14 protein-coding genes are annotated in these 13,483 nt (G+C 67.9%); 9 read left to right on the plus strand and 5 right to left on the minus strand.

Annotation, left to right across the window (positions count from 1 at the left end):
• The 6 genes from ACFE77_RS10795 to ACFE77_RS10820 all read left to right on the plus strand — a co-directional run.
• Window positions 1–1,952, plus strand: a 1,952-nt coding sequence (locus ACFE77_RS10795; RefSeq protein ID WP_375421645.1) for a helicase-related protein, incomplete at its 5' end; no start/stop codon positions are given.
• The gene (locus ACFE77_RS10800; protein ID WP_375421646.1) at window positions 1,945–2,238 is read left to right on the plus strand and encodes an RNA-binding S4 domain-containing protein; all 294 of its coding nucleotides are present in this window, start codon (window positions 1,945–1,947) and stop codon (window positions 2,236–2,238) included. The genes ACFE77_RS10795 and ACFE77_RS10800, both read left to right, overlap by 8 nt.
• A 68-nt stretch (window positions 2,239–2,306) precedes the next feature.
• Window positions 2,307–2,648, plus strand: a complete 342-nt coding sequence (fdxA, locus tag ACFE77_RS10805; protein ID WP_375421647.1) for a ferredoxin FdxA — start codon at window positions 2,307–2,309, stop codon at window positions 2,646–2,648.
• A 229-nt stretch (window positions 2,649–2,877) separates the two neighbouring features.
• A complete protein-coding gene (locus tag ACFE77_RS10810) occupies window positions 2,878–3,411 on the plus strand; it encodes a CarD family transcriptional regulator (RefSeq protein ID WP_375421648.1) in 534 nt (177 codons plus the stop codon).
• 110 nt (window positions 3,412–3,521) lie between these two features.
• Complete coding sequence (locus ACFE77_RS10815) at window positions 3,522–4,247, plus strand: head GIN domain-containing protein (RefSeq protein ID WP_375421649.1); 726 nt, start codon at window positions 3,522–3,524, stop codon at window positions 4,245–4,247.
• 46 nt (window positions 4,248–4,293) lie between these two features.
• Complete coding sequence (locus ACFE77_RS10820; protein WP_375421650.1) at window positions 4,294–4,992, plus strand: GIN domain-containing protein; 699 nt, start codon at window positions 4,294–4,296, stop codon at window positions 4,990–4,992.
• Here ACFE77_RS10820 and ACFE77_RS10825 read toward each other — a convergent pair whose 3' ends face one another.
• Together ACFE77_RS10825 and mgtE are read right to left on the minus strand one after the other, a co-directional pair.
• Window positions 4,993–5,415, minus strand: coding sequence for a DUF1489 family protein (locus tag ACFE77_RS10825; RefSeq protein WP_375421651.1), 423 nt, complete (start codon window positions 5,413–5,415; stop codon window positions 4,993–4,995).
• Window positions 5,416–5,450: 35 nt separating this feature from the next.
• Window positions 5,451–6,860, minus strand: a complete 1,410-nt coding sequence (gene mgtE, locus ACFE77_RS10830; protein WP_375421652.1) for a magnesium transporter — start codon at window positions 6,858–6,860, stop codon at window positions 5,451–5,453.
• A gap of 122 nt (window positions 6,861–6,982) precedes the next feature.
• On the opposite strand from mgtE, the gene ACFE77_RS10835 reads away from it, so the two are divergent.
• Window positions 6,983–7,438 carry a peptidylprolyl isomerase gene (locus ACFE77_RS10835; protein ID WP_375421653.1) on the plus strand — a complete coding sequence of 152 codons (456 nt, stop codon included), beginning with the start codon at window positions 6,983–6,985 and terminating at the stop codon, window positions 7,436–7,438.
• A gap of 191 nt (window positions 7,439–7,629) precedes the next feature.
• On the opposite strand, the gene ACFE77_RS10840 is transcribed toward ACFE77_RS10835, so the two are convergent.
• Entirely contained in the window at window positions 7,630–8,517 is an 888-nt protein-coding gene (locus ACFE77_RS10840; protein WP_375421654.1) for a LysR substrate-binding domain-containing protein, read from the minus strand.
• Window positions 8,518–8,776: 259 nt separating this feature from the next.
• On the opposite strand from ACFE77_RS10840, the gene ACFE77_RS10845 reads away from it, so the two are divergent.
• Window positions 8,777–11,071 carry a CDC48 family AAA ATPase gene (locus ACFE77_RS10845; RefSeq protein WP_375421655.1) on the plus strand — a complete coding sequence of 765 codons (2,295 nt, stop codon included), beginning with the start codon at window positions 8,777–8,779 and terminating at the stop codon, window positions 11,069–11,071.
• On the opposite strand, the gene ACFE77_RS10850 is transcribed toward ACFE77_RS10845, so the two are convergent.
• Window positions 11,068–12,360 carry an MFS transporter gene (locus tag ACFE77_RS10850; RefSeq protein WP_375421656.1) on the minus strand — a complete coding sequence of 431 codons (1,293 nt, stop codon included), beginning with the start codon at window positions 12,358–12,360 and terminating at the stop codon, window positions 11,068–11,070. The genes ACFE77_RS10845 and ACFE77_RS10850 overlap by 4 nt on opposite strands.
• Window positions 12,357–12,680 carry an antibiotic biosynthesis monooxygenase gene (locus ACFE77_RS10855; protein ID WP_375421657.1) on the minus strand — a complete coding sequence of 108 codons (324 nt, stop codon included), beginning with the start codon at window positions 12,678–12,680 and terminating at the stop codon, window positions 12,357–12,359. The genes ACFE77_RS10850 and ACFE77_RS10855 overlap by 4 nt, the downstream gene beginning before the upstream one ends.
• A 186-nt stretch (window positions 12,681–12,866) precedes the next feature.
• On the opposite strand from ACFE77_RS10855, the gene ACFE77_RS10860 reads away from it, so the two are divergent.
• A complete protein-coding gene (locus ACFE77_RS10860; RefSeq protein ID WP_375421676.1) occupies window positions 12,867–13,481 on the plus strand; it encodes a class I SAM-dependent methyltransferase in 615 nt (204 codons plus the stop codon).
• The last annotated feature ends 2 nt before the right edge of the window (window positions 13,482–13,483 follow it).

Below are 13,483 nucleotides of genomic sequence, written 5' to 3' on the forward strand. Positions count from 1 at the left end.
CCGTCGCCGAGATGCTGCGCCGTCTGCGCGGTGGCGCGGCGGTGGTGATGGGCGCATTGTCGCCACGCACCCGCAACGCACAGGTCGCGATGTTCCAGGCGGGCGAGGTCGACTACCTCGTCGCCACCGATGCGATCGGGATGGGCCTCAACATGGACGTCGCGCATGTCGCGTTCGCGGGGCTCAACAAGTTCGACGGAAAACGGAGCCGGCGTCTGACCGTCGCCGAAATGGCGCAGATCGCGGGGCGCGCGGGGCGGCACCAGCGTGACGGCAGCTTCGGCGCCCTGGTCGAGGAAGGGCCCGGTGCTTTCCTGCCCGAGGAAGTGCTCGCGATCGAGGAGCACCGCTTCCCCCGGCTGGACCATCTGTGCTGGCGCGAGGGTGATCCCGACCTGACGAGCATCGATACGCTGGTCGCGGATCTCGAACGCCGACCGCCGCCGGGCGTGCTGCGCGCGGCGCCGCAATCGGTCGATCTTGCGGTGCTGAAGCGACTCGCCGACGAACATTGGGTGCGCGATCGGGCGCGGCACCCGGCGATGGTCGCGCGGCTATGGGCGGCGGCGGGGGTGCCGGACTTCGCCAAGCTCGGGCTCGATCCGCATGCGCGATTCGTGTCGCGGCTGTTCGGGCATCTGAGCGAGGGCAGCGGCCACATTCCGCACCAATGGTTCGCCGACGAAATCGCGCGGCTCGATACCGTCGCGGGCGATGTCGAGACGCTGGCGGGACGGATCGCCGCGGTGCGGACCTGGGCCTATATCGCCAACCGGCCGAACTGGCTCGCCGAGCCCGCGCATTGGGCGGACCGCACCCGCGCGATCGAGGAACGCCTGTCCGACGCGCTGCATGCCAGCCTGACCCAGCGCTTCGTCGACAAGCGCACCACCGCGCTGATCCGCCAGATCGGGGTCGATGCGTCGACCCTGCCGGTGGTGATCGGCGCAGAGGGCGAGGTAATGGTCGAGGATCACGCGATCGGCCGGCTCGACGGGTTCCGCTTCACGGTCGCCGCCGATGCGCGCGGGGCGGAGAAGCGGATGCTGCTCGCCGCCGCCGAGAAGCGGCTGGCGAGCGAACGCGCGCGCCGCGGCGAAGCGCTGGTCGCGGCGGAAGATAGCGCCTTCACGGTCGAGGAAGGGGCGGTGATCTGGTCGGGTCATGCGGTCGCGCGGCTTGCGCCGGGGGGATCGGTGGCGCGACCGAGGATCCTGCTCGACCGCGATCTCGATTGTCTCGACAAGCGCCAGCGCGACGCGGCGCTCGATCGCGTCGCGCGCTGGGTCGCCGCGATGTCCGCGCAGGCCGCGCCGTCGCTGGTCGCGCTGGCGGCGGCGGCGCGCGACCCGGCGGCGACACCGGCGTTGCGCGTGGTTGCGGCGGCGCTTGAGGCGGGCGGCGGGATCGCGGCACGGGCACCGCTGCGATCGTCGCTCGACGCGCTCGGGCCGGAGGAGCGCAAGCGGCTGCGTACCATCGGGGTGACGATCGGCGCGGTCGACCTGTTCGATCCGCGGTTGCTGAAGCCGCGCGCGGCGCAGTGGCGACGCGCGTTGCTGGCGGCGGCGCGCAAGGACGTCGCCTTGCCGCCGGACGGCGCGACCGTGCTGGCGAGAACCGCCGAGGCCGCGACGCTGGCGGCGGGCTTCCGGCCGTTCGCGCAACAGGCGGTGCGCGTCGATCTGGTCGAGCGGCTGGCGCGCGCGACCCATGACGCGCGGCAGGGGCGCGCGCCGTTCGCGCTCGACCCCGCGCTGGCGACGTCGATGGGGCTGGAGCCGGCGACCATCGAGCGGCTGATGGCCGAACTGGGCTTTCGCAGCCGCAAGACCGACGAGGGCGAGCGCTGGATCTGGCAGGGACGCCGCCCGCCCCGCCCCGTGCCGATCGCGACGCCCGATCCCGCCAACGCCTTCGCCGCGCTCGCCGGACTGGTGCGCCATGGCTGACGCGATGCGGCTGGACCGTTTCCTGTGGTTCGTGCGGCTCGCCAAGACCCGTGAGGTCGCACGCGCGATGGCGAGCACCGGCCGCCTCCGCATCGACGGCCGCGCGATCGATCGGGCGCATGTCGCGGTGCGGATCGGCAACATCCTGACCTTCATGCATGGCAGCAACGTGCGGGTGGTACGGGTGGAGGCGCTGCCATTGCGGCGCGGCCCCGCGCCCGAGGCGCAGGCCTGCTACCAGGAGCTGACGGTTGCGAACGTCTCGCAGCAAGCGCCGATCGATTGACGAGCCCGGGAACGCGGCATAGCAGCACGTCGTTCTAAGACGGCAGTTGCCGCCCGAGGGGAGCCAGAATGACCTACGTCGTCACCGATGCCTGCATCCGCTGCAAGTACATGGACTGCGTCGAGGTATGTCCCGTCGACTGTTTCTACGAGGGCGAGAACATGCTGGTGATCAACCCCAGCGAGTGCATCGATTGCGGCGTGTGCGAGCCCGAATGCCCCGCCGAGGCGATCCTGCCCGATACCGAGAGCGGGCTGGAACAGTGGCTCGAGCTCAACAACACGCTGTCGGCACAGTGGCCGAACGTCACCCGCAAGGGCGACCAGACCCCCGCCGACGCGGACGAGCACAAGGGCGAGGAGGGGAAGTACGAGAAGTATTTCTCCGCCGAAGCTGGCGCCGGCGACTAATTGCAGTTAGCATCGATAGCGTACGTAACCCTGCGGCTCGCGCCGTCGGGCTCCCTTCGCTGCGGGCTGGTAATTTTATTACGAAGCTGTTAAAAGGGCATGTGCCGGGCGCGATGATCATCGTTCCCGCTTCCGGAGACACTCGAACCGTCATCCCCGCGATCATCCTGTCCGGCAGCGTTGCTGCAATGGACGGGCTCGCGGCGGATGCGATCCAGAAAGGCCCTATATGGCTGCCAAGGCATTGTCCTTCGATGTCGGTGATTACGTCGTTTATCCAAAGCATGGCGTCGGCCGGGTGATCGAGCTGCAACGCTCGGAAATCGCGGGCATGACGCTGGAACTCTACGTCCTGCGTTTCGAAAAAGAGCGGATGACGCTCCGCGTCCCGACCAACAAGGCCGAAAGCGTCGGCATGCGCAAGCTGTCGTCCGACAAGACGATGCGCGAGGCGATGGACACGCTGAAGGGCAAGCCCAAGGTCAAGCGCACCATGTGGTCGCGCCGGGCGCAGGAATATGAAGCGAAGATCAACTCGGGCGACCTGGTGTCGATCGCCGAGGTGGTCCGTGACCTGTTCCGTGCGGACGACCAGCCCGAGCAGAGCTATTCCGAGCGGCAGATCTTCGAAGCGGCGACCAGCCGCCTCGCGCGCGAACTCGCCGCGATGGAAGAGGTCGACGAGCCCAAGGCGCAGGAGAAGATCCTCGAGATCCTCCGCGCCGCGGCGGCGATCTACAACAAGGACAAGCTGCCCGCCTGAAATTGGCGAACGGCTGGTGCCACGAAGGGGCGGTCCTGCGGGGCCGCCCTTTTTCGTTGCGCCTGATCAATCCTGGCGTATTAGCATAGCAGTACACGGGAGAAGAACAGATGCGCCTGATCGCGATCGCCATGTTGGCAGGCCTGTCGGCCTGTTCGTTCAACAACGACGACAATCAAGCGCCCGGGGTTTCGGGCAGCGGCAGCGGTTCGGCGCGCAGCTTCCAGATTGCCGATTTCACCGAGATCGATCTGCGCGGATCCGACGACGTTGACGTGCGGGTCGGCACCGGCTTCTCGGTCCGTGCCGAAGGTCCCGCTGCCGAGCTCGACCGGTTGCGGATCGCCAAGGAAGGATCGACGCTGACGATCGGCCGGATCAACAGCAACGGCATGAACTGGGGCAAGCGGGAGAAGGTCACCGTCTACGTCACCTTGCCGCGGCTCGCGGGTGCCGAGGTTGCCGGTTCGGCGACGATGGCGGTCGACCGCGTCGAGGGAGCCCGGTTCGCCGGCAGCGTCGCGGGATCGGGCACACTGACGGTCGCGACGATGACCGTCGACGCAGCGGTGTTCTCGATCGCGGGCTCGGGGGATGCCAAGGTCGCGGGGACGGCCAAGCAATTGCAGGTCGATGTGGCGGGATCCGGTAGTCTCGACGGCGCAGCACTCACCGCGTCGCAGGCCAGCGTGTCGATGGCGGGATCGGGCGACGTGCGCGCGACCGTCAACGGCACCGCGAGGGTCAATGTGATGGGATCGGGCGATGTCGATCTCGGCCGCAACGCCGATTGCAGCGTGACCAAAATGGGATCGGGTACGGTCCGCTGCCGCTGATCGCGGGATTTGCTTCGGCGGAACGATCGGTGCGACGCTGCGCGCGATGATTTCCCGTGCCGTCCTGCTGCTCGCCCTCTTGCTGCCCGCGCCCGCCATCGCCGCAGAGCGCGTGGTCGGGGTCGGGAGCTTCACCCGGCTGCGTGTCGCCGGGGGCTACGACGTTCGGGTCACGCCCGGTTCGCCGCGGGTGAGGATCAGCGGTGACCGCGACTCGATCGAAGCAGTCGACGCACATGTCGAAGGCGAGACGCTGGTGGTGCGCCCGACGGTCAATGGAGACTGGGGCCAACGACCGCGGTCGCGCGCCGCGGCGCCCGTGATCGTCACGATCACCACGCCATCCCTGGTCAATGCGACTGTGATCGGCAGCGGCAAGGTCGGCGTGGCGAAGATGACCGGGCCGCGCGTCGGCCTGTCGCTCACCGGGACGGGCAGCATCGCGGTCGCTGCCGCGCAGACCGAGCAGTTCGACGCGCGGCTGATCGGTACGGGAACGCTAACGGTTGCGGGCCGCACCGGCGCAGCGCGCTTCCTCACCAGCGGGCCGGGCACGATCGTCGCCGACAAGCTCGACGCGGGCGATGTGGTGGTCAGGCTTGAAGGGCTCGGCTCCACTACCGCAAGCGCGCGCTCCACCGCGACGGTGACCAGCACCGGGCTCGGCAGCGTCAACATTCTCGGCGATGCCAAATGTACCGTCCGCGCGCTCGCCGGCGGCCCGGTCACCTGCGGCCGGCGCTAATCAGATCAGCGCGAGTTCGGCGAGCTTGCCGGCGAGCGCGCTCGGCATCTCCGCAATTCCGCTGGCATCGCCCGCCAGATCGAGCGGCGCGTCGCACCCCTCCAGATAGCGCCAACCCTGGTGAGCGCGCTTGGGCCGCGCCTGGACCATCACCAATAGCGGATCGATGTGGATCGCGATGCGACCCCCTTCCGCCTCACCGAACGCCAAGATCGGCGATCGCGCGACCAGCTGGTGCTTGAGGATCCAGTAAAGCGATCCTTGACCGGCGACCTCCACGTGGCGCTTCGGCAGATAGCGCGTGGTCAGGAACACCGCACCCTCTTCGCTGCGGATCCGCAGCCGTTCGGCGAGGTGATCGACGCTCGCCGCGCCGAACGCGACCTTGGTCAGGTGGAGAGGGGAAGACGAGTCGGCAAGCACGCTAGCGATATGGGCGCGTACCGCGCGGGGTCAACTCAGCCGACGAGACCCGATGCGGTAGCGAGGCCGAGAAATGCGAGGAAGCCCATCGAATCGGTGGTCATCGTCACGAACACCGAAGATGCGACCGCCGGATCGGCATGCAGCCGTTCGAGCACTACCGGCACCAGCACGCCCGCCAGACCGGCGATGACGATATTGGCCATCATCGCGGTCGCGATCACCGCACCGAGCATCGGATTGGCGAAGATCGTGCCGACCCCCAGGCCGATGATCACCGCGATGGTGATGCCGTTGAGCAGCGCTACCCGGATCTCACGCAGCACCGCGCGCGCGGTGTTCGATTGTGTCAGCTGGTTGGTGGCGAGCGCGCGCACCGTCACCGCCAGCGTCTGGGTGCCGGCATTTCCCCCGACCCCCGCGACGATCGGCATCAGCGTGGCCAGCGCGACCATCCGCGCGATCGTGTCCTCGAACCGCGAAATGATGAACGACGCGAGCAACGCGGTGAAGAGGTTGGCGATCAGCCAGCGGACCCGCGCGCTGTAGCTTTCGCGCACCGATTCGTTGATGTCGCCGTCGCCCGCACCCGACAGCAGCAGCGCGTCCTCGCCGGCTTCTTCCTGAATGATGTGGACGACGTCGTCGACCGTGATCATGCCGACCAGCCGGCCGCCATTATCGACCACCGCGGCGGAGATCAGCGCGTATTTCTGGAAGCGGAGCGCGACCTCCTCCTGATCCATGTCGACCGGGATGAGCGTCTGTTCGCGCTGCATGACGTCGGCGATCGCGATCCCGCGCGGGGTGCGCAGCATCCATGACAGTGCGCAGGTGCCGACCGGCTTGTGCGCTGGATCGACGACGAAGATCTCCCAGAAATCGGTGGTGAGTTCCTCGTGACCGCGCAGGTAGTCGATCGCATCGCCGACGGTCCAATGTTCCGGCACCGCGATCAGCTCGCGCTGCATCAGGCGGCCGGCGGATTCTTCCGGATAGGAGAGCGCTTCCTCGATCGCGGCGCGATCGTCGGCGTCCATCGCGCGCAGCACTTCGCGCTGCTCGTCGGGCTCCATGTCCTCGATGATCGCGACCGCGTCGTCGGTATCGAGTTCGGAGGCGAGATCCGCGACCTCGTGCGGCTCCAGCGCGTCGATCAGGTCCTCGCGGACATAATCGTTCATTTCCGCGAACACGTCGCCGTCGAGCAGGTCGGTGACCGCATGCGCCAGTGCGGCGCGATCCTCGTGCGGGGTCAGCTCGAACAGATCGGCGATGTCGGCCGGGTGGAGCGGCTCGACCAGCGCGCGCGCAGCTTCCGTGTCGCCGGCCTCGACCGCGTCGAGCACCGCGCGCACGAATTCGGGGCGCAGGCGATCGTCACGGTCGAGCTGGCTGTCGGCCTCCGCTTCGGTATCCATGTCGGGAAGCTCGGTTTCGATCATCGCGCTCACCCTCGTCGATGCATCGTCGATGCGTCGTGCCGCCCTATCGCGGTGCAGCGCGATTTGCCAGCGGGCTAGACGATCCCTATTTGCGCCGCCGACAACAAGAAGGACGCTTCCGCATGGCCGATACTTTCGAAACGCTGACGATGACGCTCGACGACGGCGACGTCACGATCAAGCTGCGCCCCGATCTCGCCCCAGAACACGTCGCGCGCATCGCCGAGCTCGCCAACGAGGGCTTCTATGACGGCGTCGTGTTCCACCGTGTGATCCCGGGCTTCATGGCGCAGGGCGGCGATCCGACGGGCACCGGCACGTCCGGGTCGGACAAGCCGAACCTGAAGCAGGAATTCTCCAAGGAGCCGCACGTCCGCGGCGTATGCTCGATGGCGCGCACCAATGATCCGAATTCGGCGAACAGCCAGTTCTTCATCGTGTTCGACGACGCCAAGTTCCTCGACGGACAATACACCGTCTGGGGCCAGGTGACCGAAGGCATGGAGCTGATCGACGCGCTGCCCAAGGGCGAGCCGCCGCGGGCGCCGGGCAAGATCGTGTCGATGCGGGCCAGCTGAGGAGATGGGGCGGGGGTTGAACGCGCTCCCGCCGCTTCACTCTCTGCTACTACCCCGGCGAAGGCCGGGGCCCAGTTACGCAGGTCGTCGTAACGGCGCACAGCGCTTCGTCACGATGGTTCTGTCAACTGGGCCCCGGCCTTCGCCGGGGTGGTAGAGGTGGCGGCGGTGCCGTCACGGGGAACCGACGATTACCTGTCCTCGCCGAGCGTCGCGATCAGCCAGTCGTGGAACAGCTTAACCGGCTTCTGCTGGAGGGCGCGGGGGCGGCAGACGAACCAGTAGCTGTACGGGCTCTCCACGGGGATATCGAACAGACGCACCAGCCTCGGGTCGTTCGCGTCCTCGAAATGGCTGGCATGCATGAACGCGATGCCGAGCCCCTGCGCCGCGGCCTCGAGCATCAGCGGTCCCGAATCGAAATGGTCGATCGCCAGCGGTTCGAGCGAGGTGAGGCCCGCCGACTGGCGCCACGCGGTGAACGTATCGGGCATGTCGCGGTGGACCAGCGCGGTCAGCTCGGCGAGCTGGGCGGGCCGGGTGACCGCGTTCGGCCCCTCCAGCAGCGACTTGGCGCCGATCACATAGACCGAGTTGCGATCGAGCCGCTTCGCATACAGCGTCGGATCGATGTCCCGCGCTAGCGCGATCACCGCATCGAGCCCGTCGCCTAAACGGGCGACCCCGTGCCCGGCGGTATCGATGTCGAGATGAAGCTCGGGATGCGTCGCGCGCAGCTCGCCCAGTCGTGGAAACAGGCGTTGCGACGCGAACAACGGCAGGATCCCGAGCCGCAGCCGTAGTACCTCGGTGCCGCTGGTCATCGCCTCGACGGCATCGGACAGCGCGTCGAGCACCGGCGCGATCTGCGCGAGCAGCCGTTCGCCGTCGCCGTTGAGGACCATCGCCTGATGCCGCCGGGCGAACAGCGGCTTGTCGATGAAGCGTTCCAGCGCCTGTACCCTGCGGCTGAGCGCCGGGGCGGATAGTGCCAGTTCGTCGGCCGCGGCCTTTACCGATCCCAAACGCGCGACCTGCACGAATGCCTCGATCGCCCCGAGCGGCGGCAGTCTGCGCATCGCATTCTCCTGAGTGATCGCGCCGTTCGGACTATGACACCGGTTGCACTCAACGCAATCGTAACAATTCATTTCGCACTTGCAACATGCCTCGCCGCGCCGCAAAAAGACTGTGCCTTTCAGGCATCCTCTCCTAAAACTTTCACGGGCTGGCCCTCACGGGCCGGCCCTTTTTTCTTGTCGCTCGTCGGTCGTGCGCTCGTATCGCCGGAACCGGGTTCCTATCTGGCGCGCTTCGAGGGGCGACGAGGATAGCGACATGGCCGATAGCGACGCACCGACACGCAAGATCCAGGTGGCGAACAGCCGCCCCGAGGATAGCGGCCGCGGGTTGGCTCACCTCCCCCGTGCGCTGATGGCGGCGCTGGGCGTCGGCGAGGGCGACGTGATCGAGATCCTCGGCAAGCAATCCACCCCCGCGCGGGCGGTCGGCCCCTATCCCGAGGACGAGGGGCTCGACGTGCTACGCATCGACGGGCTCCAGCGCGCCAATGCCGGGGTCGGGTCGGGCGATTTCGTTGAGGTCCGCAAGGCCGAATCGAAGCCTGCGGCCCGCGTGGTGTTCGCGCCGGCACAGCAGAACCTGCGCCTGCAGGGGTCGACCAATGCGTTGAAGCGGACTTTCCTGGGGCGCCCGTTCTGCCAGGGCGACATCGTCGCGACCGCGGGACACCAGCGGGTCGGCAACATGCCGCCGGGTGTGCAGCAGTTCATGAACGCACCTGCCTATGCGTTGCAGGAGATCCGGCTCGCGGTGATCACCGCCAGCCCCAAGGGCATCGTCCATATCGACGAGAATACCGAGATCGAGCTGCGCCCCGAATATGAGGAGCCCGCCGCCGCGCGGCGCGCCGACGTCACCTATGACGATATCGGCGGCATGGCGTCGACGATCGACCAGCTTCGCGAGATGGTCGAATTGCCGCTGCGCTATCCCGAGCTGTTCCAGCGGCTGGGCGTCGATCCACCCAAGGGCGTGCTTCTCCATGGCCCGCCCGGCACCGGCAAGACCCGGCTGGCGCGCGCGGTGGCGAACGAATCCGACGCACAGTTCTTCCTGATCAACGGTCCCGAGATCATGGGGTCGGCTTACGGCGAGTCGGAGGGCCGGCTGCGCGAGGTGTTCGAGGAGGCCGCGAAGGCGGCGCCGTCGATCGTGTTCATCGACGAGATCGATTCGATCGCGCCGAAGCGTGGACAGGTGCAGGGCGAGGCGGAAAAGCGCCTCGTCGCGCAGTTGCTGACGCTGATGGACGGGCTGGAGGCGCGCGCGAACCTGGTGGTGATCGCGGCGACAAATCGGCCCGAAGCGATCGACGAGGCGCTGCGGCGGCCGGGCCGGTTCGATCGCGAGATCGTGGTCGGCGTGCCCGACGAGCGTGGCCGCCGCGAGATCCTCGGCATCCACACCCGCGGCATGCCTTTGGGCGACCGCGTCGATCTCGGGGAACTGGCGCGCACCACCTATGGGTTCGTCGGCGCCGATCTCGCCGCGCTAACCCGCGAGGCCGCGATCGAATCGGTGCGGCGCAACATGCCCAAGCTCAACCTCGAGGAGCGCACGATCCCCGCCGAGGTGCTCGACCAGCTGTCGGTCACGCGCGAGGATTTCGTCGAGGCGCTGAAACGCGTCCAGCCATCCGCGATGCGCGAGGTGATGGTCCAGGCGCCGAGCGTGCGCTGGGACGATGTCGGCGGGCTCGACGACGCGCAGATGCGGCTGAAGGAGGGCGTGGAACTGCCGCTGAAGGATCCTGAGGCGTTCCGCCGGCTGGGGATCAGGCCTGCCAAGGGCTTTCTGCTCTACGGCCCGCCCGGCACCGGCAAGACGCTGCTCGCCAAGGCTGTTGCGCGCGAGGCGGAGGCGAACTTCATCGCCACCAAATCGTCCGACCTGCTGAGCAAATGGTATGGAGAAAGCGAGCAGCAGATCGCCAAGCTGTTCGCGCGCGCGCGGCAGGTGGCGCCGTGCGTGATCTTCATCGACGAACTCGATTCGCTGGTGCCCGCGCGGGGCAGTGGCGGCGGCGAGCCGCAGGTCACCGAACGCGTCGTCAACACGATCCTGGCGGAGATGGACGGACTCGAGGAGCTGCAGTCGGTGGTGGTGATCGGCGCGACCAACCGCCCCAATCTGGTCGATCCCGCGCTGCTGCGACCCGGCCGGTTCGACGAGCTGATCTATGTCGGGGTGCCGAGCGCGGCGGGGCGGCGGCGGATCCTGTCGATCCAGACGCAGAAGATGCCGCTCGCCGACGATGTCGACCTCGATCGCGTCGCCGAACGGACCGATCGCTTTACCGGCGCGGACCTGGAGGATGTGGTGCGGCGCGCGGGGTTGGTGGCGTTGCGGCGATCGTTGCAATCGACGCATGTCGCGATGGCGGACTTCGACGAAGCGCTCACCGAATCGCGCGCGAGCGTCACCGCGGAGATGGAGCGCGATTACGAGCAGATCGCGGCGAAGCTGAAGCAGAATGCAGCGGCGATCCAGCCGATCGGGTTCATCTCGCCGGGCCAGCTCCAGCCGCGCGGGCCGAAGGGGACGGATTAGATGGCGCGGTCCTTCAGCGCCAGCCAGCTATAGACGAACAGCACCACAAGCGCGGCACCCGCGATCAGATACGGCAGCGAGTGCTGCGCCTCGTACAGCCCGACCCCGATCGAGGGGCCGAGCACGAAGCTGGCGCCGTTGACGCTGGTCACCTTGCCCGCGACCGAGCCCTGCGCCTCGCGACCGACCGCGAGCGACGATCCCGCCGTGAACCCCGGCCGGGTGAAGCCGAAGCCGAGGCTCGCCAGCGCATAGGCGGTGGCGATGCCGTAAAGCGAGGTGGCGATGCCGGTCAGCGACGTGCCGATCGCGGCGATTACCAGTCCCGACAGCACCAGCTGGCGTGGCCCACGATTTAATCGCGGGATGATCCCCCATTGTGCCAGCAGCGCGGCGCCCGCGCCCATGATCAGCACCAGCCCGGTCGGCTCCAGCGCCAAAGCGGGCGCGAGGTTCAGCCGATCGATCACCAGGAAGCCGATCGCCTGACTGGTCATCGCCTGCGCATGGCCCATGACGAGCCCCGCGATCATCCAGCCGCGGATGCGCGGATCGGTGTAGCCGACCTTCTCGCTATGCGATCCGATCGCCGCGGCGACGCTCGCCCCGGTCGGTGCGCCGCCGATCGAGGGATAGGCCGACGACGCGGAATGGGTGTCCGCGAGGTTTGAGCGATCGTCGGGCAGCATCGCGCGGACGGTGAAGAACACCCCGACGCCGAACAGGGCGAACACGAAGGCGGGCCCTGCGAGCCCGATCTCGACGCCGCCGATCGAGCCGAGCAGCAGATAAGGCGCGATTGCCGGCCCCAGGATCGTGCCGAGTCCGAAGGCCGAGGCGAGCAGCGTCAGCGCCTTGGTGCGCTCCTCCCGCGTTGTCTCGCCGGCGACCAGCGCCTGCACTGCGGGGGGCGCGGCAGACCCAAAGGTGCCGTAGATCAGCCGCCCGCCGATGAACGCGAGGAACGCGGCGGTGCCGCTGATCCAGCCGTTGATTCCGGCGGCGAGGAAGATGCCGCACAGCGCCAGCGACACCGCGAACCCGCCCATCCCCAGCAGGATCATCGCGCGCCGGCCGTGCCGGTCGGAGCGGTTCGCCCAGAACGGCGCAGCGATCACCCAGAGCAGCGCCGACACCGAAAATGCAGCGGCAACAGCCCGATCAGCGACGCCGAGCGAGCGGCCGAGCGCGGGCAGCACCGATTGGAGCGCGGTGTTGCCCGCGGCGATGGTCAGCATCACCAGGAACATGAGCGCAAAGCGACGGTCGACCTTCGCTGCGAGCGTCATGGCCGCGTCCAGTCGTAGCTGCGGTCGACCCGTGCGACGGTCATCGTGTACCAATCATACCAGATGGCACGACCTCGATCGCGGATCGCGGCGTGATCGGGCTGGTCCCGCCACGCGATCGCGGCGGCATCGTCCGCCCAATAGCTTACGGTGATCCCGACGCCATCGCCACCCCGCGCGCTGTCGATCCCGCGATAGCCGGGCTGACGCGCGGCGAGTGCCGCCATTTCGGTGGACGCAGCGGCATAGCCGGCGTCGTCCGCATCGCGCCGATGCGACACGAAGATCACTGCCGTCTGCCCCGTCCGTTCGTCGCGCATCAGCGTCGCTTACGCGGTTGCGGTCCCTTGGCAAGCCGCGCCGGTCCCGCCGCGACACGGCGCGCAGATACCGCGATGCAACCGTGTGTCTTGAAACGCGTTCGGAAAACGTGCGACGGGGATGAGACCTCGTTTCGCCCGCTACTGCCGTCAGGTCGCGCGGGTCCACGATCGACAAGGATGCCGATGCCCAGCTCGACCACCGCCGCCCGGCGCACCCGATCCCGCCCCGCAGGCGTTCCCAGCCCGGTGTCGATGTTCTTCCAGGGGTTCATCAAGCATCCGGTGATGGTCGGATCGATCATCCCGTCGTCGGACAAGCTGATCCGTAAGATGTTGGCGCCGGTCGATTGGGGCGCGTGCAAGCTGTTCGTCGAATATGGCCCCGGCGTCGGCACCTTCTGCCGCCCGATCCTGGAGCGGATGGCGCCCGACGCGACGCTGATCGCGATCGACACCAACCCCGACTTCGTCCGCTACCTCGACCACATCATCACCGATTCGCGCTTCGTCGCGGTCCATGGGTCTGCCGCTGATGTCGAGCAGATCGTAAAGGATCACGGCCACGACGCCGCCGATTACGTGCTGTCCGGCCTGCCCTTCTCGACGCTGCCCCCCGGCGTCGGCGCGGCGATCGGCGGCGCGACCGCGCGCGTGATCCGCAGCGGCGGTGCATTCCTGGTCTATCAATTCTCGCCCAAGGTGAAGGACTTCCTGACCCCGCATTTCAGCGAGATCGATCACGACATGGAGTGGTGGAACGTCCCGCCCGCGCAGCTCTATTGGGCCTGGAAGGACTGAGT

The sequence above is a fragment of the uncultured Sphingomonas sp. genome (assembly GCF_964243315.1).
GTDB lineage: Bacteria > Pseudomonadota > Alphaproteobacteria > Sphingomonadales > Sphingomonadaceae > Sphingomonas.

What these genes read in the sequence shown, in the direction of transcription:
- ACFE77_RS10800 (WP_375421646.1), top strand. Translation starts at nt 1,945, where the DNA reads ATGGCTGACGCGATGCGGCTGGACCGTTTCCTGTGGTTCGTGCGGCTC.
- fdxA (WP_375421647.1), top strand. Translation starts at nt 2,307, where the DNA reads ATGACCTACGTCGTCACCGATGCCTGCATCCGCTGCAAGTACATGGAC.
- ACFE77_RS10810 (WP_375421648.1), top strand. Translation starts at nt 2,878, where the DNA reads ATGGCTGCCAAGGCATTGTCCTTCGATGTCGGTGATTACGTCGTTTAT.
- ACFE77_RS10815 (WP_375421649.1), top strand. Translation starts at nt 3,522, where the DNA reads ATGCGCCTGATCGCGATCGCCATGTTGGCAGGCCTGTCGGCCTGTTCG.
- ACFE77_RS10820 (WP_375421650.1), top strand. Translation starts at nt 4,294, where the DNA reads ATGATTTCCCGTGCCGTCCTGCTGCTCGCCCTCTTGCTGCCCGCGCCC.
- mgtE (WP_375421652.1), bottom strand. Translation starts at nt 6,860, where the DNA reads ATGATCGAAACCGAGCTTCCCGACATGGATACCGAAGCGGAGGCCGAC.
- ACFE77_RS10835 (WP_375421653.1), top strand. Translation starts at nt 6,983, where the DNA reads ATGGCCGATACTTTCGAAACGCTGACGATGACGCTCGACGACGGCGAC.
- ACFE77_RS10840 (WP_375421654.1), bottom strand. Translation starts at nt 8,517, where the DNA reads ATGCGCAGACTGCCGCCGCTCGGGGCGATCGAGGCATTCGTGCAGGTC.
- ACFE77_RS10845 (WP_375421655.1), top strand. Translation starts at nt 8,777, where the DNA reads ATGGCCGATAGCGACGCACCGACACGCAAGATCCAGGTGGCGAACAGC.
- ACFE77_RS10850 (WP_375421656.1), bottom strand. Translation starts at nt 12,360, where the DNA reads ATGACGCTCGCAGCGAAGGTCGACCGTCGCTTTGCGCTCATGTTCCTG.
- ACFE77_RS10855 (WP_375421657.1), bottom strand. Translation starts at nt 12,680, where the DNA reads ATGCGCGACGAACGGACGGGGCAGACGGCAGTGATCTTCGTGTCGCAT.
- ACFE77_RS10860 (WP_375421676.1), top strand. Translation starts at nt 12,867, where the DNA reads ATGCCCAGCTCGACCACCGCCGCCCGGCGCACCCGATCCCGCCCCGCA.